Genomic DNA, 23,167 nt, shown 5'->3' with positions numbered 1-23,167 from the left:
TTTGTCCTCTGTATTCTGTCTGGCAGACTCTGCTGCCCTTATGCTGTCATCTTTTATGTCCCATTTATTGTACTTTTCGAATTATATCGGTCTTTTCTGCCATACATCTATATCCATTATCAGAATATCTTGGTTGTCCACTTGCTCATATCCCAGACTTCATTTACCACATCCTGGTAAAATTCCGGTTCATGGCAGATGAGAAGGATACTTCCGCGGTATTCCCGGAGAGCTTTTTTCAGCTCGTCTTTTGCATCTACATCCAGATGATTGGTAGGCTCGTCCAGAAGAAGAATATTGGTGTCACGGTTCACCAGCTTGCAAAGACGCACTTTTGCCTGCTCACCACCGCTTAAAACTCGTACCTGGCTCTCAATATGCTTGGTCGTCAGGCCGCATTTCGCCAGTGCGGAACGCACTTCATACTGGGAAAATGACGGAAATTCCTGCCAGAGTTCTTCGATACAGGTAGTTCGATTCTCACCTTTAACTTCCTGCTCAAAATATCCGATCTCAAGGTTCTCGCCCTGCTCCACACTTCCGGAAAGAGGCTTAATCAATCCAAGAAGGCTTCGAAGAAGTGTTGTTTTTCCTATTCCATTGGTTCCCACCAGTGCGATCTTCTGTCCTCGCTCCATAGTAAAATTCAGCGGCTTGGAAAGCGGCTCATCATAACCGATCACAAGATCATGTGTCTCAAAAAGCATCTTTCCTGGTGTTCGGCCATAACGGAATTTGAACTCCGGCTTCGGCTTCTCTGCCGCCAGCTCGATCACATCCATCTTGTCCAGCTTTTTCTGGCGGGACATAGCCATGTTTCTTGTGGAAACACGGGCCTTATTCCTTGCTACGAAATCCTTCAGCTCACTGATCTCCTGCTGCTGTTTGCGGTAAGCAGCCTCCAGCTGTGCCTTCTTGACCGCATAGACCTCCTGGAAATGATCGTAATCTCCTACATAACGGTTCAGTTCCTGATTTTCCATGTGATAGATAATGTTAACTACAGAATTCAGGAAGGGAATATCGTGGGAAATAAGGATAAAGGCATTCTCATAATCCAGAAGATATCTTTTCAGCCATGCAATATGCTCCTCATCCAGATAGTTTGTAGGCTCATCCAGAAGCAGGATGTCAGGCTTCTCAAGAAGAAGCTTCGCAAGAAGTACCTTGGTTCTCTGTCCGCCGCTTAGATCCGTAACATCACGGTCAAGCCCCAGATCCAGAAGGCCCAGAGCTCTGGCAACCTCCTCCACTTTGGCATCGATCGCATAAAAATCGTGAAGTGTCAGTTCGTCCTGGATCGTTCCAAGCTCTTCCATCAGACCATCCATCTCGTCAGGATCTGCAGTTCCCAGCTTGTCGCAGATCTCGTTCATCCGTTCTTCTTTTTTGAGAAGAGGATCAAAAGCGGATTTCAACACCTGGCCGATGGTCATCCCCTTTTCCAGAACTGCATGCTGATCCAGATAGCCTGCGTGAACATTTTTTGCCCACTCTACCTTGCCCTCATCCGGCATCAGTTTTCCGGTCACGATACTCATAAATGTGGACTTTCCTTCGCCATTAGCGCCTACAAGTCCGATGTGTTCTCCCTTAAGAAGCCGGAAAGATACATCTTCGAAAATCGCTCTGTCTCCAAACCCGTGGGTCAGGTGTTCTACATTTAAAATACTCATTTGTTATATTCCTTTATCATTGTGGTTTTTCTGTTTTCCCGGAAGGGATTTTTAATAATGCTATAGTATTATACTTGATATTTTTCTCTGCTGTAAAGTCAAATCTCTGTATACACTGCGATCGGCTGACTGGCAGCTTTTTGTATTACCGGTTAAGCTGCTGAATACTATTGAATAATTTTCCATCTTCCTATCTCATTATCTTCTGTAAAAATCCTGTTCTTATTTATTATGCCATCGGATCTCACCGTTTAATATGATCGGATAACGGATCAGCTTGTCTGAATCAAGGTTTTCCGCATACATATCTACTGCGGTTATCTGGTGATTATCATATGTGGTATAATAATAGATTCCCTTTGTCGTGTTGCAGCATGAAGTATAGATCGTGATCTCATATGCGCCCTCTGATACCTCACAGCATCCCCGCTGCTGATCAACAGAGCCTAAAATATGGAAAAACTGGCTGACACTTTCGTTTTCCCCATCTCCGGATATTGCGTTTAATTTTGTAAATGCAACCTTTACAAATCTTGACTGGCTTGAAAGATCTCCCGGAATTCCCATTCCGCCCATTCCTCTGCTGTATGGATCCAGCTCCAGCACTCCTGCAAATGTACTTTCCGGCTGCTTTCTGGATACACCCGCATAATTGTTAAGTGCAAACATCTGACCGGGGAATGGAGGATTATTTGTAAGTACGCCAACAGGACCGTCATAGATGTGCATTCCGTCTTTCATGGATTCTACAACGATGCATTCCTCCTTGTCTGCGATCATCCAGTGAAGCTGTGCCGTTGGAAGCTGTTCACTGAAGGGTGTTCCCATAAGCTTCATATTGGAAAGCATCCTCCTTGCTTCAGCCACCGAAGCACACTGGGTAAGGATCCATGGAATAAATTCATATTGCGCCACCTGGACAAGATCCTTATCTGCCTCTGTCACTTCATCTGCATATGCCGCATTCCCCACAAAGTTAAGTCCTGCCATACCCAGTCCCTTTTCATTAGCCGCGTCATAATAAAGCGGATAATCTCCTGCTACAAACGCCATTCCTATGAGAGCATAATGTGTTTTTGATTTTCCTGCATATCGAAAATCGAACTCATAATTTCTTGGGGTTATGGTCACCTCTTCTCCATAGGAAAACTCATAGTCAAGAGTTCTTCCCATATAAAAATCCTTTGTCTGATACGTTGCTGCTGTACACATAGATCTACACCTCTTCCTTACAATAATCCTGCAAATAATCTCATGAAAAGCTGTCCCAGACGAAGATATGCACTGCGTCCTGTACGGTATTGTTCTGTTACTTCCCGACATTCCTTCATTGTTTCTTCCAGGTCATTTCTTATAGATAACACAGCCGGACTGTCTGCCATAAAGCATCCGTTTTCAAAATGATGATAAAGACTTCTGTAATCCAGATTTATGGTTCCGCAGGTTGCCATACAGTCATCTACCACGCTCATCTTGGCGTGACAGAAGCCAGGTGTCCACTCGTAGATCCGCACTCCATTTTTAACCAGTCCATGATAAAAGGAACGTGTAACACTGTAAATCATTTTTTTATCCGGGATTCCCGGTGTAATGATCCTGACATCAACTCCCCTCTTTGCAGCAAGACACAGCGCATGTGTCATTTCATCCGTAATGATCAGATATGGCGTTATAAACCAGCAGTATTTTTCAGCTTTGTTGATCATGCTGATATAAACTTCCTCTCCTACCTGTTCATCATCCATTGGACTATCTGCATAAGGCTGTACAAATCCGTTCTGAGTTGCCTTATATTCTGATCTTATAAAATATTTGCTGAAATCCTCATTATTATTCCTGTCATTGGCTGCATTCCACATTTCAAGGAATGTTGCTGTCAGCGACTGAACTGCATCGCCTTCAAGACGGATCCCGGTATCCTTCCATTGTCCGTAAGGATTGGTGTAATTAAAATTATTCATTTGCCAGATTATAGCCGCCTGTGAAAGCTACTTTTCCATCGATCACAGTTATTTTTCGATGATCACGGTTGTTCAGAAATACATTCAGTCCCGGCATAAACGGATTAAATACCCGGCAGTGGATTCCGATCCGCTCCATCTTTTTTACAAAATCCGTATTAATAAAGCCAATAGAGCCCATATCATCATAAAATACTCGCACTTCCACGCCTGCCTGTACACGCTCCTCCAGCACTTTCTGGATCTTTTTCCAGGCCTCTGCATCTTCTATCGCATGGTATTCCATAAAAATAAACTTTTCAGCCTTTGACAGTGCTGATAACTGTGCTTCTAATCCCTTTACCGCCTCATCATAATAAACAATATCCGTATTCTGGTATACGGGATAACCTGCATTTTTCCAAATATACTCACTGATATTTCCTGCTTTGGGGATTTTATTTTTGATATTTTCCAGTTTTTCCCGATTATCCGGCAGAAGCGGCAGAAGCTTTCTGTCGATATCCGCATATCGTTCTCGCATTTTACGGGTTCCGCCATTTAATCCGATCAGCAGATACAGCGCTACTCCCATGATCGGAAACACAAGTATCAGAATGATCCACGGCATTTTCATGGAAGAGGTCTGATTGGATGCATATAGTGCCAGAACCAGAATTCCTGCAAAGACTCTAGTCAGCAGATTAACGATCTCCGCATATTCATTCAGCCTTGTGATCACGATAATGATAAAAGCTGCTTCCAATAAAATACAAAGCACCGAAAAGCATAATCGAATGACACCGTTTTTCGTTTTTGCTCTGCCCTCCAGTGTATCCTGCCTCATAAAACCGCCCCTTTCTGCATTGAATGAGAATTTTCTGTTGTGCGTAAGCCTAACTGAATATTCCTGTTTCGTAGTAAACTCAACAATTATCTTTTGTACTGCAAACAGCGCAGCTCTTACCTGGTGGTTACTTATCCACTGTAATAAAAAATGAAATAAGAAGAAAGCCCTGGAAGCTGCAACTTCGAGGGCTTTTGCTTTTTCTGTTATAAACACTTTAATTCTTTTTTGCCTGCGAGCATTATATCATATGCGATTTTTCTTCGCAATATACTCTGTATATTTTTCAGTTCATAAATACCACATGGCTTTTTCATATTATAATCAGCAGTATGCAGATACATCTTTGCAATTTCTAACGGTTTAAAAGGAAAATTCCACCGTTGCAATCCACGATTGGGAGTTTGTTGTCGTTCTTGTTGTTTTCTTCTTTCTTTTATACTTTCCAGCCAACGGCCAGTTCTCTGGACTCCACAAATCTACGATAGATACCGCCTTGCTGCATGAGCTGTTCGTGAGTACCGCTTTGGACAATTTTGCCACCGTCAATAACGAGGATGTTGTCAGCGTGGCGAACGGTTTTCAGTCGATGGGCAATCATGATGATGGTTTTCTCTTTGGTCAGTGCTTCAATGGCATTGGTCAGCTCCTGCTCGCTTTCCGGCTCAACATTGGCAGTTGCCTCGTCCAAAATGACAATGGGGGCATCCTTCATAATGGCTCTGGCAATGGAAATGCGCTGTTTTTCACCGCCGGAAAGATTTGCGCCGCCCTCACCGATAATGGTTTCATACCCATCGGGCAGTGCCATGATGAAATCGTGACAGCAGGCCTTTTTCGCTGCTTCGATAACCTTTTCCATCGGTGCATCCGACTGACCGAAACGGATATTGTCGGCGATGGTGTCCTGGAACAGATAGACGCTCTGGAACACAAAGCTGAAATTGCGCATCAAACTGTCCATGCTGTATTCCTTTACATCCACACCTCCTAAGCTAACGCAGCCCTTATCCATATCCCAGAACCGGGCGATGAGATGGCAGAGCGTTGTTTTGCCACCACCGGAAGGACCCACGATGGCTGTGGAGGTTTTCTGCGGAATATGCACGGAAATGCCGTCAATAATCTTTCGCTTGTCGTAAGAGAACTCCACATTCTCCACATCAATATCGTAACTATCCGGGGTAATATCTTTTCCGTCAATATCCATAGTAGGCATATCCAGCACAGAGTTTGCCTTGCTTACATTCAAGTCAACATTTCGCAGGAGTGCCGAGTAACTGCCAGCACTGTCCAGTGCGCCGAACAGAATAAAGGCGGCAATGACCATGACCACGGCGTTCAGAAGTTCCATTGTGCCGTTCAGATAAAACGCAACGGATACGCCCGCAATGACCACGCCGATGAACTTGGCTGTCAGACTTTGCAGGAACATGATGGGGACAAAAGTAATCTCCGATTTTATGTTTGCCGCTGTGTTTTCGTCGATGGCCTGATTCAGGGCCTTGCTCTTTTCTCCGGTCAGATTGTAAGACTTGACTTCCGCAATACCCTGAATGTACTCCAGCACCTTTTCCACCAGCTTGCGGTCAGAAGCATCCTTTACCGGTGCGACCGTCTTTGCTTTCTTCTGCAAGCAGCTGTTGACGGCAAAAAACAGGAGCACACCAATTACTGCGATGCCGCCAATCCGCAGGTCAAAGTACAAAATCATCAGCGCAACTACCGCCGTGGTCAAAATGCCCTGGGTCACCATCATGACGACACGGGTGGCAACATCTGCCAGAGCCTCCATGCTGTTGGTGGCGACGGAGGTGATGTAGCCAAGGCTGTTTTGGTTGAAGTAGCCCATAGGGAGATACTTCAAATGCTCGGCAATTTCAATGCGTTTGTCGGCACAGGTGCCGTAGCCAGCCTCGCATTGGAGCATGGTGGAGCGGTAATTCGCAAAGGCATTGCCTGCGATACTAAGCAACATAATACCGAAAGACAGCAAGATACTCTTTACCGTCAGATTTCCGCTCAAAACGCCATGTAAGGTCACGGCGATAGCCGGAATTTTCAAAGCCTCAAACAGAGCCTTCAGCACACCGAGGAAAATGGACTTTGTAAATTTGCGTTTGTTGATCTCACCGCAAAAATCGAAAAAACGTCTAAATATCCGGATCATTGTGCTGCACCTCCTTCCTCCATATCCCGCACAGCAATATGAGAACGCCACATCTGTGCGTACAGGCTGTCCTTTTCCAGCAGCTCCTGGTGGGTACCACTGGAGCGGATATTGCCATCCTCCACCACAAATATCCGGTCGCTGTTGGTGATAGTGGAGAGCCTATGGGCTATGACCAGCAGGGTCTTTCCTTTTGTCAGCTTGGCTACGGAGGACTGAATGAGGGCTTCATTTTCCGGATCGGTAAAAGCTGTTGCCTCGTCCAGAATGACGATAGGAGCGTTTTTCAACATGGCACGGGCAATGGCGATACGCTGACGCTCGCCACCGGAGAGATGCCCACCGGCACCGCCCACAATGGTCTGGTAGCCGTGATCCAAACTCATAATAAAGTCATGGCAACCGCTGTTCTGGGCCGCCTCAATAACTTCTTCGTCCGTTGCGCTCTGATTGCCCATACGAATATTTTCCATGACGGTGGTGTCAAACAGATAATTGTCCTGAGAGACATAGGCAATGTACCGATTGTAGTCCTGCTGGGTCATTTGGCGAATATCCACGCCACCGAAAGAAATACTGCCTCCGTCCACATCCCACAGTCCCGCAATGAGTTTTGCAATGGTGGATTTCCCGCTGCCGGAAGGACCAACGAGGGCGTTGACCGTGCCTTCCCGAATGGTCATGTTGATGCCATGAAGCACCTCTTTCTCGTGGTAACCGAAGGTCACGTCATGCAGCGTAATATCGTTATTTTTCGGCTGAGCTGCGGAAACCTGCGGGCGGGTCTGCTCCTCCTGCTCTAAAACACCGGTCACTTCTCCGATGATGGTACTCAGCTTTGCCAGATCGTCGCCGTAGGACATAACGGTGATCAGGGATGCGATCAACAAAATGACCTGAATAAAGGTATTGGCATCCAGCGTACCGGCACGGAACAGCAGACCGCCGATGGGAAGAACCGCCACCATGGTCGCCGGGAAAATGGACATGGCAAGGCAGAAATAGATATTGCATCGCCGCATCCATTCCACATAACAGCTTGCGCCCTCTTTGGCGGCGACCACGAATTTTTCATAGGAGCTTTGTGCCTTGCCAAACGCTTTGATGACCTCAATGCCGTTGATATACTCTACCGCAGTATCATTGAGTATCTTGGTTTTATCCACGGTGTTCTGATAGCTTTCCGCATAGCCACGGGTCATTCCTGCATAGCACCCGAATCCGATGGCACTGTTACCAGCACAGCCAGAGCCATGCGCCAATCCAGTACAAAGAGATACACCAGCAGGGCAATAGGCACCAACAGGTTTGATGTAAATTCGGGAGTGATATGCGCCATAGTGGTCTCGATGCTGTCGATGCGCTCCACCAGTACATTTTTCACCGAACCGGAGGGCATATCCAGCACCGTGCCCAGCGGCACACGAGTCAGCTTCTCACATACCCGTTTGCAGATGTTACCCAACACCGCAAAGGTCGCCTTGTGAGAAAGCGTGGTGGAAATGCTGTGAAAGCCGCATCGCCCCACCCAAAGAAGCGCCATCACAAGGCAGTGTTGTAAGTAAATATTCGTGTCCCGGCATCCACCCAGTAAATCGCCAATCATATTTGCCATGACGAAATAGGGCAAAAGGCCGCAGATCACGCCGCACACAGCACTGAGAACGCTGAGTACATAACGGGAGCGATATTCTCCCGCAAAGTCCCAGATCCACGTTGCTGTGGAGCGTTTCATTTTTGTGTTCATGTTCTATCTCCTGTCATTTCTGTATTCAGCAGGGGTCGTATCAAAGATTTCCCTGAAAGCCGCTGCAAATTTACTTGGGTTATCGTAGCCGACAGCAGATGCAATCTCAATAATCCGCTTTTTACGGTCTGTTACCAGCATGGACGCTGCCACATTCATCTTGTAGTTGCGGATATAGGTATAGATGGGGCTGCCATACACACCCTTGAAGCCGTTTTTCAGGGCCGATGTGCTGAGATCAAATTGCTTTGCCAGTTCTTCGGTGGTGTAATTTCGGGTCAAATCGTTAGTCAGCAGCTTATGTACCGCCCTGATCTTCTCAGCCTGGCTGGAATAGAAGTACGGGCGTTCATCCTTGTACTCAGACAGTTCCAAAGCCCGCAGGAACACCAGCAGCTCCATGACCTTAATTTTGAAATAGTCCATGCGTATCTTTGCCGGAACATTGTAAAGCTCCGAGAAGATATGCTCAATGGAAGGGTGTTTGCGCAGGATATAGATACTGTCCTTACCGCAGAATTTGTCTGCCAGTTCCGATAAGTCAAAGGACACACCAGGCATTGCCTCCCGCACGGATTGTTCCGCATGATCGAGGAAGAAGCCAACCGTGATACCATGATAGTGAGACACAGGAAAATACATATCGCCGCTGTGATGCACCCGGCGATCCATTCGCAAATCGCCCTGTTCCATGTAATACCGCATATCTTTGTCCGTCCGATGCTCAATACGTCCTTCCCGACAATGGTCAATGCTGAAGATGCGGGACGAACTGTTAAAACGGCTGTAACAATGGGTCATGTGAAAATCGTTATATATCAGGTACACACCGTCAAATACCCGATAAATGGTCATAAGTCCATCGCCGCTGGGATCGTTCATCCGCAGCACCTTGCAATCCTCAGTCTCCACCATTTCTTCCAGATTGTCACCCAGGTCCGTACTGTGAAACATTGCCCAGGGACTATATTCATTTTCCAAATTAACACCTCCTCAAAGGCAAGTTATAGGTAGCTAACTTGCATTGATTAAGGAAAGCCGGTTTTCACGGCTTCCGTAGTAATTATATTCATTTTACAGTTTACTTTCTAATCCGATCCGCTTTTTTCGCTCCATTTGGTAAAAAATATTTGCAGCAAAGCTGAAATTCTTATCCCAGCACCACATCCAGTACCATCATCACGCTGAATCCCAACGCAAAGAATACTGTACCGATGTTGGAATGCTTTCCAGCAGACATCTCAGGAATCAGTTCTTCCACTACCACATAGAGCATAGCTCCTGCGGCAAAACTCAGCAAATACGGCAAAGCGGGGACAACAAACTGTGCTGCAAGAATTGTTAACACCGCCCCCAGTGGCTCTACAATGCCGGATAGGACACCGCTTAGAAAGGCTTGCCCTTTCTTCATTCCCTCTGCCCGCAGAGGCATAGAGATAATGGCACCCTCCGGGAAGTTTTGAATGGCGATACCGAGAGATAATGCCAACGCACCCGCGGCTGTAATTTCACCGTTTCCGGTCAAAAGGCCTGCATAGACCACGCCTACTGCCATTCCTTCGGGAATGTTATGGAGCGTTACTGCCAGCAGCAGCATAGTTGTCCTGCCAAATCCACTTTTTACACCTTCCGGCTGGTCAGCATTGCGGTGCAGGTGTGGGATGAGCCTATCCAAAATCAGCAGGAACAGGATGCCAAGCCAGAAACCGGCTGCGGCAGGAATCACCGCACCTTTGCCCATATCCGCCGCCTGTTCCATAGATGGAATCAGCAAACTCCAGATAGAGGCCGCCACCATAACCCCGGCGGCAAAGCCGGTCAATGCCCGCTGCACTTGCGTTCCAAGTGATCTTTTCAAAAAGAATACGCATCCGGCTCCCATTACAGTTCCGAAAAACGGGAGCAGGATTCCATAAATAATCGTCATATATCAATTCCTCCTGATAAACAGCAATGAGCACCCATTCACATATTCGGGGGGCTCTTTCAGATATTCATCCCTGTCTCCACATATGCTATAATCGCACTTACATTTGCTTATATGCCTTGTGGTCTTTCTTCATAAAGTGGTCATAGATTTTCGCTGTGCGATTCCAAAATGTTACCTTCATAATATCACTCCTGCGCACTGATTAGTCTCCTCTAACTTGCTATCTTTTAAAAAGCCGCCAGACGGCAGCTTTTCGATTTAATCAAATAATTCCCTGCAAGCACTATGCACCAGCATTTCCAACACCTGCGGATACAGTTCGTCGATTTCCCCCTGATGGGAGACAGTTAAGGTCAGTCCACGGATGGTGGCGGCAGCCAGATCCATTCCGCCTTTCAGCACAAGTCCACTTGCCTCCAGAATTTGGCGAATATGAACTCCGTCATCGTGATAGTGGTCAGCTTTGATGTCAGATGGTATCCGCCGCAACAAATACTCCGCATTGTTTTCGATGAAGGTCATAGCTTTGGTATCGGAAAGGTATTTGCAGGCGGCAAGAATGAGTGAGCTGTTCCACCGATGTTTTTCGCACCCCGATGGTCACGGCACAACGCAACGCTTCGTCTAACAAATCCTTACGGATCATTTCATTTTTCTGTTCTGTAAACGCCAAGTGATAACCTCCAAATCGTTTTGACCACTTTTGTTTTTTCGGTCATAACTATACTCTTTGCATTCGCCCCTGTCAATGAGTTTCAAAGAAAAGTTACAAACGTGGGTTTCAATGATATATTTCTTAATGGTTTTATCGGTTTTAATGCTTTTTCTGTCATTTTTCACCTGCTATAAAAATCTGCGTGTACAGAAAAAAGGAGGACCCTCAGGTCCTCCGTCCGGTCACAGGCATCGCAAGTCTCTGCAACCTGATCACTAGCAGACGTTCTAACATAAGCCTTTATAAAAGGCAAGTGCTTTTTTCGAACATCCGTCAGTATCTATTATATTCCTGTTTTTATATTACATTCCCACCTTTATGTCTTAGAAAGCTGTCTCACATTTTACACTTTTGAAATACTTTAGACACTTTTTCGTGCCAGTTCTTAGTACTAATTATTCTGCAAAGCTTTCATAAAGATTCTACAGGATTTTTTGCTTTTCATTTATATTTTGTGCAAAATCCCTATGACATCGAACTCCAATACCTGATAAAATAAATATGACATAAAATGTCGCTTATCCATTGTCAGACGGATAGGCGACATTTTTGTGTTTATATGAATTTTTTTATTATTTTTTTAAGGAGGGCTTACTATGCCAAAAACAAAATTTCAGGAATTCATTTTTACTCTTATCACATCCGGTTGTATGATTTTTATCATGGGTGCTTATAATGTCGCCATCCACACCGGCGGACTTCAGGCTGCTACCTTCAAACATGCACTGCATTCTTTCCCATTGGAATGGTTCATCGGGCTTCTCTGTGCATTCTTCATCGCCAGCAAAACATCCAAATACTTCGCATTCCGCATAGCAAAACCAACTGACCGACCAATCTTCATCATCCTCTGCATCCAGACCTTCACGGTCTGCACAATGGTGCCACTTATGAGCCTGCTTGGAACCATCGAATCATCAGGAATCACTTCAAACCTGATTTTTATCTGGCTCCAGACTATCTGCCTGAACTTCATTATGGCTTACCCACTGCAACTCTTGGTTGTTGGTCCGTTCTGCCGCTTCATATTCCGCCACCTGTTCGCCTCCACCAACCAAGGAAATGAATCTAAAGTCGAAAACGAAATGGAACGGCAGGGATTTGCAGAATAATCTATTGATGATACCGTATACTATAGTGCCTCCTGTGAGTTATCTTTTTCCACACAGGAGGTCTTATCATTTATTCTTCCATATTTCTATTTTCAAATGTAACTATCTTTTTCGCATACCAGTCTTTCATAATCCAGGAATCCCCGAAGGGCGATAGAGCTGGTGTCATCGCGTTCCAGCTTGATGTACACGCCAAAGCCGTCTGATTCGGTGAGCGCGTCTGTCCCGGATGGGGTGCTGTTCTTTGGCTCTGTCAGGCTGGTACACCCTGTCATAAGAACAGATACCAGCAATACTGCTGTGATCAGCAACATCGTAATTGTTGTTTGAAATCCTTCCGTATTAACAAGACTCTCAAACCAAAGCCGGGGAGTTATCAAGGAATTTTAAGTTTGAAATCCTTCCGTATTAACAAGACTCTCAAACAGATACATTCATTTCAGTTCGCAGAATGTTGTTTGAAATCCTTCCGTATTAACAAGACTCTCAAACGAAAAAGAGTGAAACCTTCCGCGCTATTGCGTTTGAAATCCTTCCGTATTAACAAGACTCTCAAACACTTCACAGAAGACGGAGACCAGCTGATCGGTTTGAAATCCTTCCGTATTAACAAGACTCTCAAACTTTCTCCGTAGTTTTCCGTTTCTCTGACCGGTTTGAAATCCTTCCGTATTAACAAGACTCTCAAACCGTTGATGAATACGGAAACCGATGTGAATAGTTTGAAATCCTTCCGTATTAACAAGACTCTCAAACACATCAAACCGCACAAAATCCCGGTTTTATGTTTGAAATCCTTCCGTATTAACAAGACTCTCAAACCTCAAATCCGGTTCTCGCCGAGTCGTTATCTTCTTGCAATAGAAGGTTGTTAATACACAAGGTCCAGCACACAAAGATCTTTATCTATAATAACATATCTGTCACTTTCGATGGGGTCTGATTTTACTCCTTCCAGATTAATCAGATACATCTTCGTATAAAAACAGTGTTTATAGATTTCTCTCAGATCCTCGGTACTGAAATATTGCTTCAGATTCAACACAAAAACAATATCAACATTACAGATCTGCTTCATGGTTCTCAGATAGTCTATAAACTTTTCAGTCAGATTATCATAACAGGAATCCATATGTACATTACAATATTTTATCAGACCTGCTGCCTGAAAATCAACATCATATGTCAGATTATATTCGGAAGAACTCGTAACCTTATCCATAAACTGGATAACCTTCTGATTCACAGTCGCAAATTCTTCAAAATGATCTTCTAATATTTTTTCTGAAAGATTTTTATAAAGCTGAGATAGAATCCTTTTTTCCTCACAATTAACCGTCAACGGATTATTAATCACTACCGTCCTTTTTCCCATAGACAGTTCCTTTTCAATATCCGAAAGGATGAATTCTCCTTCTTCTCCTCCTGCCTGTCTGCAAATATGATATACAACCTCTGAAAATTTTACCGGTGATTCAACGGTTATGTTCAAAACCTGATTTTCGGATAACTCCACTTCCAATCCTAATCTGGGATTCACAAGTTTCATATGATCACCACTCTTTCGTCTGTGTCGAGAATTTCGCTTTTTTTCGTTCCAACAATAAATTCCATTTTTCCAAATTGCTTCTCCGTTATCTTCAGCACCTGTACCAGTCCATCCGCAGGCTTATTTTTCCTGATATTTTCCACAATTGCATCTGCCATTGTGAAATTTTGTGCCAGCCTACAGTACACCGATTCCTGCATCATCAGAAATCCTGTCTTTATCAGATACTTGTGAAAATCCCTGTAATCTTTACGGTTTGCACTGGTGATAACCGGAAGATCAAAAAATACCATTACTCTCATATATCTATAACTCATTTGTCCTATAAAATTTTATCTGCGATACATCGTTATCATTTAATGCATCAAAGACACTCCTGGTATATATTTTTATCGCATTCGTCAAATACTCGTTTCGGTTACCGATTGTTACTTCTTCTTTTAGTAACGAAACCATCTCATGTTTTTCTTCCTTTTCAAAAAACGGGAAGGCCATCTTTTTCACTTTCAGATCCACAAGCGGGCGAAACGGTTCCATCAGATCACAGGCCAGATTGAACTGATTAAATACATTATCATGGAAAAGCCCCAGCTGTGTGATATACCCATTGGCCACCACGCAGCGATTAAATGTTGACAACAGCAGTGAATAACCATAATTCAGCGCAGCATTCGTAACATTTTCCGCACTTCTGGTAAAATCCATACCAAACAGAGCATTAAAGTAAACTTTCGCCGCATGCCCTTCCCGATTCGTAACATCCCCAAATTCTATTTCGTTGATATACTGATAAAGCAGATCTGCTTCCTCTCGTTTCCAATGCTGCAGATGCAACGCCTGTATCCGTATTTTCTCCGCCACAATTTCTGTCCATACATGTTTTTTTATATCATCGTTCCATGCAATCTGATTCCTGACTTTTAATGAGGTATCATGCGCTCCATAGTAACTGATGAGTTCTGACGAAGGATTTCTCTTTTCATCACAGAAAATCACTTTGATCTTTTTCTTTGTCAGCTCACATAAGAGGGTCGCGGTCAGTGACACCGATGTGGATTCTATCATTACTGTTTCAATTTCCGAAAGATGAATCTTTGTCACATCATCTTTTCGGATCACCAGATATCCCATCTGGTAATCCAGCTTCGCCGTGCTGGATATGATCACCGTCCGCCAGCTCATACTTATCCCTCCCTTATTTTTTCAGTAAATCCATTTCTGTTTTATACATACCGGTAATCGAATAATTGATAAGTTTACATTCTTTTGCCTCTGTCATATTTCCGGATATTCGGATTCTTCCTACCTCTTTGGGTCCTCCAAGAACTTTCAATGAGAAGACTCCTCTCTGAAAGGATGTATACTGAACGATATCACATAAGATCTTCACCTGTTCTTCGATATCAAGAAGCTTAAATGCTCCTTCTCCCTCTGCAAGACACTTTCCTATGCTTCTTGGATGTCTTTGATAGATGGAATGCAAATGTTTTTCTGTAAGTTCTCTGTACAGTTCCAGATTGCTTTCACAGGTGATTCTTTCATCCCAGTGTAAATTTGTTTTCTGTTTTTCTGATAACAAAATCGCCTTATTCATTTTTTCCAGCTTGCAAACATATTGTATATATTTATTCTTCAAGCACATTGCTGTTGCATTGGAAAATTCAATATTTTTTCTTGCATCCATTCCAATAATGTATAAGAAATATCCATTGTATTTTATGAGTGCATTCTTTTTTATCCCGTCATTTATCACTCTTGGATTTTTATAGCCTTTTTGTAGCAGAAAATCAATCAAATCCTTTTCCGTTTTTATCTGAGCAGCATAATAGCTATGTATCACTTCAAAACATTTCTTTCTCTTTTTTTCCGGTCCATGTTCTATAAAGATAAAATAGGAAGGATTCAGAGAAGTGTAACCACCATATTTGCATACGTCCTGCATTTTTTCATCATATATTTTTAGTGGAACATAATTATCCTTATTAGCAGAATACTTTCCAACCGGCTGAAGATTAAACAATTCTCCCCTCTGTTCAAATGCCTGTCTTGTAATGATCGGCGTATTCCTTCCCATCGTTTCCTTTACCTGACGAATCGTTCCCGGTCCCTGTTCGCTTGTTGCGATCCAAGCTTTTTCTCCATTTCTTATGATATCTTTACTGTACATTTTGTACAGATTATAATCATAGTTTCTGCCTTCACGTCTTGCTTCTTTCTTTACAAAATTCATAGGATTTCTGGTGAATTTCATAAAATAAACATTTCCTACGATAATATTCAAATATGCATCCTGTGCGTGATGATAATCATTGACTAATCTGCTTTTTAGCATCTTGTATTCTTTTCTGAAGTCAGATACATTTCTTGCCTTCGCATATACAATATCCGTTCCCGGTAGCATCGCCTTCAGAAGCTCTGCGATTCCTTTTGCTCCCTGTGCAGTTTCTACCAACTGTCTTGCGATAAATCCGGCAAGCTGATCTTCTGACAGACGTTCCGTGGATGTCAGGCGATTGTATTTTTCATCATTCATAAATCCCATTTTATGAAATGTATGCCACAGATCCCGGACTTTTTTATTCGTTCTGACCTTTTCCGGGAGCGGATAATCATTCTTTTTCTCGTTCTGGTTGATTGTTTTTGACACCAGAACAAGATTATTTTCAATACTATTGTCATTTGTCAAGCTTCTTGGATAAATATGATCGATATCATATCTGCTGTCATCAAATAGATCTTCAATATCAATGGGTTCTCCCGTATATACATCCCTTCCCATCTGCAGATAATAAAGATACATTTTTTTACTGTTTAATTTTCCGGATGCATTTGCATTTTTTATTTCTGCGGCCCAGTTTCTTTCGTCCCTGATGCTTTCATACAATTTTAACAGACGTTTTTCTCTTGAATTCTTTCTTCCCTGTTCTCCTTTTTCTTCTTCTGTTCTAGTCATCTCAATAAAGATACGTTTTGGATTATGTCCCATGATCTGCGTAATTTCTTTTAATGCCTGAACAGCCTGCCAGATCATACGTTTCACAGGTGCACTGTAATAGTACTCGTCCAGATCTTCAAATTGAAATTCCTGCAAGGTTTTTCCTAACGCTTTTCTTCTCTCTTCCAGTTCTTTTTGAAAAGTAAAATCTTCGCTGTAGATTAACTCCATAAAGTTCAGATTATGTTCCCACATGGCCCGGATCAGAGAAATTTTCTCACCTGTGCTTTTATCACATCCGCTCAGACATAACATACTTCTGGAAAGTCTTGCCCAGTCCTTAAATTTATAACCGGAAACTCGCTTTGCCTGGGATTCTGTCATCCATCCGTCAGAAACATACTGATTCAGTTTTTTTCGGAACATCGCCTTGGCATCCCCATAGATGGTTCCGTAATAAATAATTTTTTCTGCTATCTCTTGAACTGCTTCTTCTCTCAGACGTTCTCCAAAAACGCCATACATTTTTCCATAAGATGGCAAGTACGCATTGATCTCTTTGTCAATACCTGAAACTTCAGATTCTTCCGTAATCAGTCCTCTGTTTATCAAATATGTGCAAATATTCTTTTTTGTAACTTTCTTTCCCAGTCTGGCGCCCTGGAATACTTCCCTGTAGATATCCTGTTTTAATTCCGGTACGATTCGTTTTCCATGAATGCGTAAATTATTAATTTCATTGAGAACGCAATAGCTCTCATATAATAAAGACTGCTTTGGCAAGACTTTTTCTCCGGAAAGGTACGTACATTCCCGGATGAGATTCGTGATAAAACGTTCTGAAGTCTGTTCCATATCAATCTTCTGTTCCATATTCCAAGGTAATACCTGTCCTGATTCCTGTATCTTTGCCCATCCTGTTTTTGATCCGCTGCCTACAGGTCCGACATAGTATGGAATGTTACTGGAAAACAGCATCAGGATCCGCTCAGATACCGTATATCCACTTTCATCTTTTTCTTTTAGAAAATCGAGATGGTGCTCTGCATTTTCAAGAATTTTCTTTAATTCTTTTCGGTGTACCTGGTTTGGAATGATTCCATTTGCACCGGTAATCTGCTTGGGCAGAAAACGTTCTAATTCCATCTCTTTGCGAATAGCATCTGCATCCGCGTCATGAACCTCTTTCAGATCTTTCTTGATCCTGTCATAGAGATCTTTCTGGCTTCTTTTTTTCATATTTCTTCTGTACTTTTTCGCTTCTGCCAGAGAATCCACTGAATTCGTGGAATTGGAATACGCACAATAACTTCCCTCTTCTCCTGAGCGGAACATCCTATCATACATTTCCCGATCCAGATTTTTTCTATATACCTTTTTCAAAAGATGCAGATCTTCTTTATGTTTTTCGTACATCTGCACTCTGGCGTCTGAAAGATAATCGAATCCATTCAATACAGACTGCAGCTGACTGTAATCATACAGTTGTTTCATATTTTCTATGATCAGATAGCGGTCTTCTCCAATCGCAACTTCGATTTCTTCTTTCTCATCTTCAAAAGCAGCCTGCTGAAATGCGATCTTAATCTTTTCATCTGCCTCGAGTTCAAACATGACTCTGGCATCTGCTTCCATACCGCACAGGCATTTGATCCGTTCCATCTGTGCTTTCTCCGATTTTTTGATATCGACTTTAGATGCTATCTGATCCTTCTTAGCAGTCCTTGAAATATTCTTATCTTCCAGAATTTCTATGATTTCCTTATAGGTAACCGAACCATATTCCGAAACACCACAGATAGCATTCATCACCAGTTCACCTACATCTTTTATCATATCTGCATTCAGATCACTGGATTCTGTATTCAAAAGAAAGTGTCCACGATGTTCGAACATGTTGATAATCGCCAGATACAGGAAGCGTGAATATCTCTCTTCGTCTTTTATTTGATCTCTTAAAAGTGCCTGCCGCAGATGAAAAATCGTAGGGTATTCTTTGTCATCGTGATATTCTTTGTCTCCATAACCCGGGTCTGCAAAAAGGCTGTCTTTTGTAGTCAGTCTGGCATCTTTATCTTCCTGGTAATATTTGCTGTTATCCTGTCGAATATAAAACAGTGGATCATGTTTCAGTACATCCTCTGCAAAATATGACCGGATCAATCCGATCCTCGCCTTATGACGCTGTAACCTTCTTTTTGCGATCCGATGGGTTCTTCTGTCTAATTGGGATTTTGCAGTTTCATATTCCCTTACAAACCAAAAATCTTTTCCTTTTACTTTCAACAGATGATACTGTGTATCCGTAACAGCACCACCCAATGATCCCGTACCCATATCTAATCCCACATAATAATCTTCTCTTTTATCAGAATTCATAAAAAAGCCTCCAAAATATATTGACATTTGAAATTTCTGATGCTATGGTAATCATGTATTAACAAGACGAGTTCAAATAAGGGGAAACCCGAAACCGCCTTCTGGCGCCGCAGGGTGCGGCATAAAAAAGTCGTGTGCAACGGCTTTTTTGTTTTCTATTATTCTATCATACCTTAGTCATTTTAACCATTTTTTTATGTATTTATATTTATTTTTATCATTTTTTCACAACATTTACACTCTATGCTGATTGCACTTCTCAGGTTACTGTTCACTCCGTACGATTCCTGTCAGAAAAGGGGGACGCTTATGAGTACATACCAAGAATTCATGGTGATTTTATGACCTTACCCATTGTAGCGCTTCTGAATTATAAAAAATAATTTGTAACTCTTACCTTTTCACCAGAGCGGATAGGCTTCATCTATCGCCCGGCTTTCCCGGGAAGTGTATTATAAACTGGCTATCCAGCATGGACAAGGCTCACAGTGCAGCCAGTTCCTGTTCGTCTGCATACTGCTCAATCACTCCCCCTTCATTCTCTCCACAATCGTTCCTTTCTTCTCCAGAACCATCCAGGTAATCACCGTACATAACAGGAGACTGATGCCGACCACAAGCAGCAGGGGAATCACCGGGACAAAAATGCAATTTCGCGATAATTCATGCATTCTATCCATTTTTTGCGATTTCTGATTAATTGGTTAATATCAGCTGCTGTTTTGACACTAACCCCAAAATCCACCATATCTTTCATTTTATCTAGAATAAGATTTACATACTCTCTTGTTTGTTGCTGTTGTTTCTGGACGAGATTGTAATCTCGTTATCGCGGTATTTGTCGAATAGATATGCTTGCATATCTACCGTCAGATTTTTTTGTGTGTTTGTGGTGTCTGATAGATTTATCGGAATATAAAGAAATCCCCGAAAACTCGATGTTTTCGGGAAAATTTGCTCTTTTCTGATATTCTGTTGAATTATCTCTTTGAGAACTGAAATTATCGTTTGCATAGTGGAGAAGTGGCGTATTTACGGGATTCTCTGCATTGTTTGTTGCAAATGCGTTACAAACCCACTAAGCCTCATTACTACATAATACACCTATTGGCTGTGCAGGGAACTGCATGGCCTTTTTATTCTAGGTTGATAGCCTCGGCTATCATATATCATAGGAACTTGTATTTGCCTTTTCCATGCCCAGAGACAGGTTCGATCAGTTAGCTGCGTGCATCTTTTTGATCATATCTCCTGCCGGAGCTGGGGACAAACCAACTATCTCTATAATATCTTTACGTCCAAATATATTATCTCCAACTGTCTCATATAAAAGCCGAATATTAACTTTTACTCTATCCTTACAATTCATATTAGATACTATTGCTTCAAATATAGTTCTTGTCTGATCCGTTGCACCAATCGATGGTTTTGCAGATGAAACATCAACTTTATCTTCATCAAACGATGGTTTTGTTGATGAATCAATGGTTTTGTTACTGTCAAACGATGATTTCATTGATGAAACATCACTATTTCCATCCCCAATCGATGGTTTTTCCAGAAACGCTGGATGAATCGGTATCTCCACCGTCACTGCACGCCTGTCCTCATCTGTGGTAAATGTTGCTCTTGGAGATCCGTTTTTCCGCAGTTCTTCCTGTATGGTCGGTATTCCGGTTGATTTACCCTCTGACAATTCCAGTTCCTTCAGGAACTCTCCCAGACGCTTATTCCGATAATATCTTGATGAAAAACGTTCCCCTGCCTCAATCACACGCATCGGGATAGAGCGATCAATGCCTGGAAAACTAATTATACGGATCAATTCCGGTTCGATCTCTATGATTATTGCCTGATTTGACGGATAATCTCTATGATAATGTAGGATCAAGCGTTCCAATAACAGCACGCAGCGTCTTCAACAAGATGCTTTTATTCGCACCTGTAAGTTTCAAAGATTTTTCTATTTCAGGATACGCAAAACGATATCTAACAGCACCTACCAACTTCTTAAGTGCTGTAGCGGTTCTGGTTGACAGGGACAAATACAAAGAGTACAATTATGACTGAAAGAACAAAAATGATCAAATCGTTTTGGAGATTATCACTTGGCGTTTACAGAACAGAAAAATGCAATGATCCGCAAGGATTTGTTAGACGAAGCGCTGCGTTGTGCCGTGACCATCGGGATGCGGAAAACATCGGTGGAACAGCTCACGGAAGCGGTGGGCATTGCAAAGGGTTCATTCTATAAGTTCTTCCCTTCTAAAGAGTTGCTGTTCTTTGCTGTGCTGGAAAATATTCATGCGGAAACGTATGCCGTAGCGGAGAAAGCCTTGCAGGATAATGTAGAAATCCCTCCAACAGAGCGGACTGCAAAAATCATTCTGGCTACCTGTAAATATCTTTCCGACACCAAAGCCATGATGTTTATTGAAAATGATGCGGAGTATCTGCTGCGGCGAATACCGGCTGACATCAAAGCCGACCACTATCATAATGACGAGGTACACATCCGTCAGATTTTGGCGGACAGTGGACTTATACCGAATGGTGGTGTCGAGTTGGCTATTGCAACTATACGAGGGCTGATCTTAACCGTCTCCCATCAGGGTGAAATCGGCAATTTGTATCCACAGGTGTTGGAAACGCTGGTGCATGGTGCTTGCAAAGAATTATTTGAGTAAATCGAAAAGCTGCCGAATGGCGGCTTTTCAAAAGGTCGTTAGTTAGTCAAAGCTAATTTTAAGGCAGGAAGTGTTATTATGAAGAAAACATTTTGGGATCGCACGGCGAAAATCTATGACCGCTTCATGCGCAAGGATGCGGCAGCTTACGAGCGGCTATACGAGCTGCTGCGCCCTGTGGTGCGGCACAAAACGGTGCTGGAGTTGGCCACCGGCACGGGATCGATTGCCAAAAATATCGTGAGCAGCGTCAATCATATCGAGGCCACGGATGCATCGTCGGAGATGATCGCAGAAGCGCGGCGGGATAATCAATCTGCGAAGCTGCACTTTTCGGTGCAGGATATGTTTCACCTCCCCTATGCCGACGAAAGCTTTGACGTGGTGATCGTAGCCAATGCCCTGCATATTGTGCCGGAGCCGGAGAAGGCTCTCTCCGAAATTTGCCGGGTGCTGAGGGACGACGGCGTTCTGGTTGCGCCGACCTTCACCCACGCGGATAATTCTTTCTTCGGCAAGGTCAAGGCATTTTTCATGAAGCTGGCGGGCTTTCCACTGCACAGCAAGTGGACGAGCGAAGAATATCTGGAATTTCTGCGGAAAAACGGCTGGACGGTGCAGAAAAGCACCGTGCTGAAAGCCTCATTTCCGCTGGCTTACACAGAGTGCGTAAAATCGGAGGGATGAACCATGCAGATATTGGAACACGGGCAGGAACATGGGCGGACGCTGCTGTTTTTCCCCTGCACGGCAGAGCCGGTGTGGGCTTTTGCCGACACGATCGCACAGCTATCTCAGAGCTGGCACGTTTTTCAGGTGGTGTATGACGGCCATCAGCCGGAGTACCCCGGGGACTTCACCTCCGTGGAGCAGACTGTGGATGCGGTGATCTCTTACCTGAAAAGCTGCGGCATCTCACAACTGGACGGGGCCTATGGCTGTTCCATGGGCGGAGCCTGTCTGACCCGTATGCTGGCATTGGGAGAAATGCCCATCGGCCGAGCCATCATTGACGGCGGGATCACACCCTATCAGCTGCCCTTCTTGATGCGAAAGCTGCTGCTGGCGCGAGATGTGCTGTCTTTCAAAATGGCGGCAAACAGCCGAAAGGTACTGGAAGCGGCTTTTCCGCCGAAACGGTTTACCCCAGCAGGGCATGACCCTAAAAAAGAATACGACGCCATGGCAGCCTATCTGAAAACCTTTTCAGACCGAACGATCCGTAGCATATTCTGGTCTGCCAACAACTATGCGCTTCCGAAGCTCCCAGCGAAAATTGGCACAAAGATCACCTACTGGTACGGTGATGACGAAAAGAAGGATCGCAGGCGGGATATCCGGTTCATCAAGGGCTATTTCCCCCAGACGCGCATTCATGGCATCCCCAAGATGGCTCACGCGGAGCTGGTGATGGTGCATCCGGGGAAATTCTGCCGGTATGCGGAAAAATTTCTGACTTTACAAGCGGAGGAAGTATGAC

General features: G+C 43.6%; 19 protein-coding genes, 1 pseudogene and 1 CRISPR repeat array. Of the genes and pseudogenes, 4 read left to right on the top strand and 16 right to left on the bottom strand.

All coding sequences use genetic code 11. The features are described from left to right. Positions 1 to 119: 119 nt before the first annotated feature. The 10 genes and pseudogenes from NE671_RS06125 to NE671_RS06085 all read right to left on the bottom strand — a co-directional run bounded on the left by NE671_RS06125 (position 120) and on the right by NE671_RS06085 (position 10,983). Positions 120 to 1,676, bottom strand: a complete 1,557-nt coding sequence (locus tag NE671_RS06125) for an ABC-F family ATP-binding cassette domain-containing protein (protein ID WP_021652255.1) — start codon at positions 1,674 to 1,676, stop codon at positions 120 to 122. Between the two features lie 222 nt (positions 1,677 to 1,898). Beyond that, entirely contained in the window at positions 1,899 to 2,888 is a 990-nt protein-coding gene (gene bsh / locus NE671_RS06120) for a choloylglycine hydrolase (protein WP_256163774.1), read from the bottom strand. A gap of 17 nt (positions 2,889 to 2,905) precedes the next feature. Then, positions 2,906 to 4,463, bottom strand: a pseudogene (gene cls, locus NE671_RS06115) (cardiolipin synthase). 436 nt (positions 4,464 to 4,899) lie between these two features. Next, complete coding sequence (locus NE671_RS06110) at positions 4,900 to 6,633, bottom strand: ABC transporter ATP-binding protein (protein WP_256163773.1); 1,734 nt, start codon at positions 6,631 to 6,633, stop codon at positions 4,900 to 4,902. Then, a complete protein-coding gene (locus NE671_RS06105) occupies positions 6,630 to 7,835 on the bottom strand; it encodes an ABC transporter ATP-binding protein (RefSeq protein WP_330605317.1) in 1,206 nt (401 codons plus the stop codon). The genes NE671_RS06110 and NE671_RS06105 overlap by 4 nt, the downstream gene beginning before the upstream one ends. Next, entirely contained in the window at positions 7,832 to 8,380 is a 549-nt protein-coding gene (locus NE671_RS15925; protein WP_330605318.1) for an ABC transporter transmembrane domain-containing protein, read from the bottom strand. Before NE671_RS15925 ends, NE671_RS06105 begins: the two co-directional genes overlap by 4 nt. A 3-nt stretch (positions 8,381 to 8,383) precedes the next feature. After that, on the bottom strand, positions 8,384 to 9,361 hold the full coding sequence (locus tag NE671_RS06100; RefSeq protein WP_244095975.1) for a helix-turn-helix domain-containing protein: 978 nt from the start codon (positions 9,359 to 9,361) through the stop codon (positions 8,384 to 8,386). Between the two features lie 169 nt (positions 9,362 to 9,530). Next, positions 9,531 to 10,307, bottom strand: a complete 777-nt coding sequence (locus NE671_RS06095) for a ZIP family metal transporter (protein WP_147602902.1) — start codon at positions 10,305 to 10,307, stop codon at positions 9,531 to 9,533. Positions 10,308 to 10,568: 261 nt separating this feature from the next. After that, positions 10,569 to 10,799, bottom strand: coding sequence for a hypothetical protein (locus tag NE671_RS06090; RefSeq protein ID WP_244095976.1), 231 nt, complete (start codon positions 10,797 to 10,799; stop codon positions 10,569 to 10,571). Then, on the bottom strand, positions 10,780 to 10,983 hold the full coding sequence (locus NE671_RS06085; RefSeq protein ID WP_244095977.1) for a hypothetical protein: 204 nt from the start codon (positions 10,981 to 10,983) through the stop codon (positions 10,780 to 10,782). Before NE671_RS06085 ends, NE671_RS06090 begins: the two co-directional genes overlap by 20 nt. 638 nt (positions 10,984 to 11,621) lie before the next feature. Between NE671_RS06085 and NE671_RS06080 the strand changes: the two genes are divergently transcribed. Next, positions 11,622 to 12,137, top strand: a complete 516-nt coding sequence (locus NE671_RS06080) for a DUF2798 domain-containing protein (protein WP_173740653.1) — start codon at positions 11,622 to 11,624, stop codon at positions 12,135 to 12,137. Positions 12,138 to 12,229: 92 nt separating this feature from the next. On the opposite strand, the gene NE671_RS06075 is transcribed toward NE671_RS06080, so the two are convergent. The 6 genes from NE671_RS06075 to NE671_RS06050 form a co-directional block, all read right to left on the bottom strand. Beyond that, complete coding sequence (locus NE671_RS06075; protein WP_147602900.1) at positions 12,230 to 12,451, bottom strand: hypothetical protein; 222 nt, start codon at positions 12,449 to 12,451, stop codon at positions 12,230 to 12,232. A gap of 10 nt (positions 12,452 to 12,461) precedes the next feature. After that, positions 12,462 to 12,959: direct repeats of the CRISPR family, unit length 36 nt; unit sequence GTTTGAAATCCTTCCGTATTAACAAGACTCTCAAAC. Positions 12,960 to 13,008: 49 nt separating this feature from the next. After that, positions 13,009 to 13,686: a type II-A CRISPR-associated protein Csn2 gene (gene csn2, locus NE671_RS06070; RefSeq protein ID WP_147602899.1), complete on the bottom strand. Its 678-nt coding sequence runs from the start codon at positions 13,684 to 13,686 to the stop codon at positions 13,009 to 13,011. After that, positions 13,683 to 13,988 (bottom strand): CRISPR-associated endonuclease Cas2, encoded by a 306-nt coding sequence (gene cas2, locus NE671_RS06065; protein WP_147602898.1) that lies wholly within the window; start codon positions 13,986 to 13,988, stop codon positions 13,683 to 13,685. Before cas2 ends, csn2 begins: the two co-directional genes overlap by 4 nt. A gap of 4 nt (positions 13,989 to 13,992) precedes the next feature. Next, positions 13,993 to 14,868: a type II CRISPR-associated endonuclease Cas1 gene (gene cas1 / locus NE671_RS06060; protein ID WP_147602897.1), complete on the bottom strand. Its 876-nt coding sequence runs from the start codon at positions 14,866 to 14,868 to the stop codon at positions 13,993 to 13,995. A gap of 13 nt (positions 14,869 to 14,881) precedes the next feature. Continuing rightward, entirely contained in the window at positions 14,882 to 19,000 is a 4,119-nt protein-coding gene (gene cas9 / locus NE671_RS06055; protein WP_256163772.1) for a type II CRISPR RNA-guided endonuclease Cas9, read from the bottom strand. Positions 19,001 to 20,216: 1,216 nt separating this feature from the next. Next, the gene (locus tag NE671_RS06050; protein ID WP_147602894.1) at positions 20,217 to 20,909 is read right to left on the bottom strand and encodes an ATP-binding protein; all 693 of its coding nucleotides are present in this window, start codon (positions 20,907 to 20,909) and stop codon (positions 20,217 to 20,219) included. 199 nt (positions 20,910 to 21,108) lie between these two features. Between NE671_RS06050 and NE671_RS06045 the strand changes: the two genes are divergently transcribed. The 3 genes from NE671_RS06045 (at position 21,109) to NE671_RS06035 (ending at position 23,166) form a co-directional block, all read left to right on the top strand. Further along, the gene (locus tag NE671_RS06045) at positions 21,109 to 21,687 is read left to right on the top strand and encodes a TetR/AcrR family transcriptional regulator (RefSeq protein WP_147602893.1); all 579 of its coding nucleotides are present in this window, start codon (positions 21,109 to 21,111) and stop codon (positions 21,685 to 21,687) included. Between the two features lie 78 nt (positions 21,688 to 21,765). Beyond that, a complete protein-coding gene (locus tag NE671_RS06040) occupies positions 21,766 to 22,374 on the top strand; it encodes a class I SAM-dependent methyltransferase (RefSeq protein WP_147602892.1) in 609 nt (202 codons plus the stop codon). Between the two features lie 3 nt (positions 22,375 to 22,377). After that, a complete protein-coding gene (locus NE671_RS06035; protein ID WP_147602891.1) occupies positions 22,378 to 23,166 on the top strand; it encodes an alpha/beta fold hydrolase in 789 nt (262 codons plus the stop codon). Position 23,167: the final 1 nt, after the last annotated feature.

It is taken from the genome of Blautia sp. DFI.9.10, assembly GCF_024461705.1.
Taxonomy (GTDB): domain Bacteria; phylum Bacillota; class Clostridia; order Lachnospirales; family Lachnospiraceae; genus Blautia_A; species Blautia_A fusiformis.
This window is presented reverse-complemented; position numbering and strand designations above follow the sequence as displayed.

Excerpts from the sequence above, each read along its gene's own strand:
- cas1 (WP_147602897.1), bottom strand. The coding sequence starts at position 14,868 with ATGAGCTGGCGGACGGTGATCATATCCAGCACGGCGAAGCTGGATTAC.
- NE671_RS06035 (WP_147602891.1), top strand. The coding sequence starts at position 22,378 with ATGCAGATATTGGAACACGGGCAGGAACATGGGCGGACGCTGCTGTTT.
- NE671_RS06125 (WP_021652255.1), bottom strand. The coding sequence starts at position 1,676 with ATGAGTATTTTAAATGTAGAACACCTGACCCACGGGTTTGGAGACAGA.
- bsh (WP_256163774.1), bottom strand. The coding sequence starts at position 2,888 with ATGTGTACAGCAGCAACGTATCAGACAAAGGATTTTTATATGGGAAGA.
- cas9 (WP_256163772.1), bottom strand. The coding sequence starts at position 19,000 with ATGAATTCTGATAAAAGAGAAGATTATTATGTGGGATTAGATATGGGT.
- NE671_RS15925 (WP_330605318.1), bottom strand. The coding sequence starts at position 8,380 with ATGAACACAAAAATGAAACGCTCCACAGCAACGTGGATCTGGGACTTT.
- NE671_RS06105 (WP_330605317.1), bottom strand. The coding sequence starts at position 7,835 with ATGACCCGTGGCTATGCGGAAAGCTATCAGAACACCGTGGATAAAACC.
- NE671_RS06080 (WP_173740653.1), top strand. The coding sequence starts at position 11,622 with ATGCCAAAAACAAAATTTCAGGAATTCATTTTTACTCTTATCACATCC.
- csn2 (WP_147602899.1), bottom strand. The coding sequence starts at position 13,686 with ATGAAACTTGTGAATCCCAGATTAGGATTGGAAGTGGAGTTATCCGAA.
- NE671_RS06040 (WP_147602892.1), top strand. The coding sequence starts at position 21,766 with ATGAAGAAAACATTTTGGGATCGCACGGCGAAAATCTATGACCGCTTC.
- NE671_RS06110 (WP_256163773.1), bottom strand. The coding sequence starts at position 6,633 with ATGATCCGGATATTTAGACGTTTTTTCGATTTTTGCGGTGAGATCAAC.
- NE671_RS06095 (WP_147602902.1), bottom strand. The coding sequence starts at position 10,307 with ATGACGATTATTTATGGAATCCTGCTCCCGTTTTTCGGAACTGTAATG.
- cas2 (WP_147602898.1), bottom strand. The coding sequence starts at position 13,988 with ATGAGAGTAATGGTATTTTTTGATCTTCCGGTTATCACCAGTGCAAAC.
- NE671_RS06075 (WP_147602900.1), bottom strand. The coding sequence starts at position 12,451 with ATGTTGCTGATCACAGCAGTATTGCTGGTATCTGTTCTTATGACAGGG.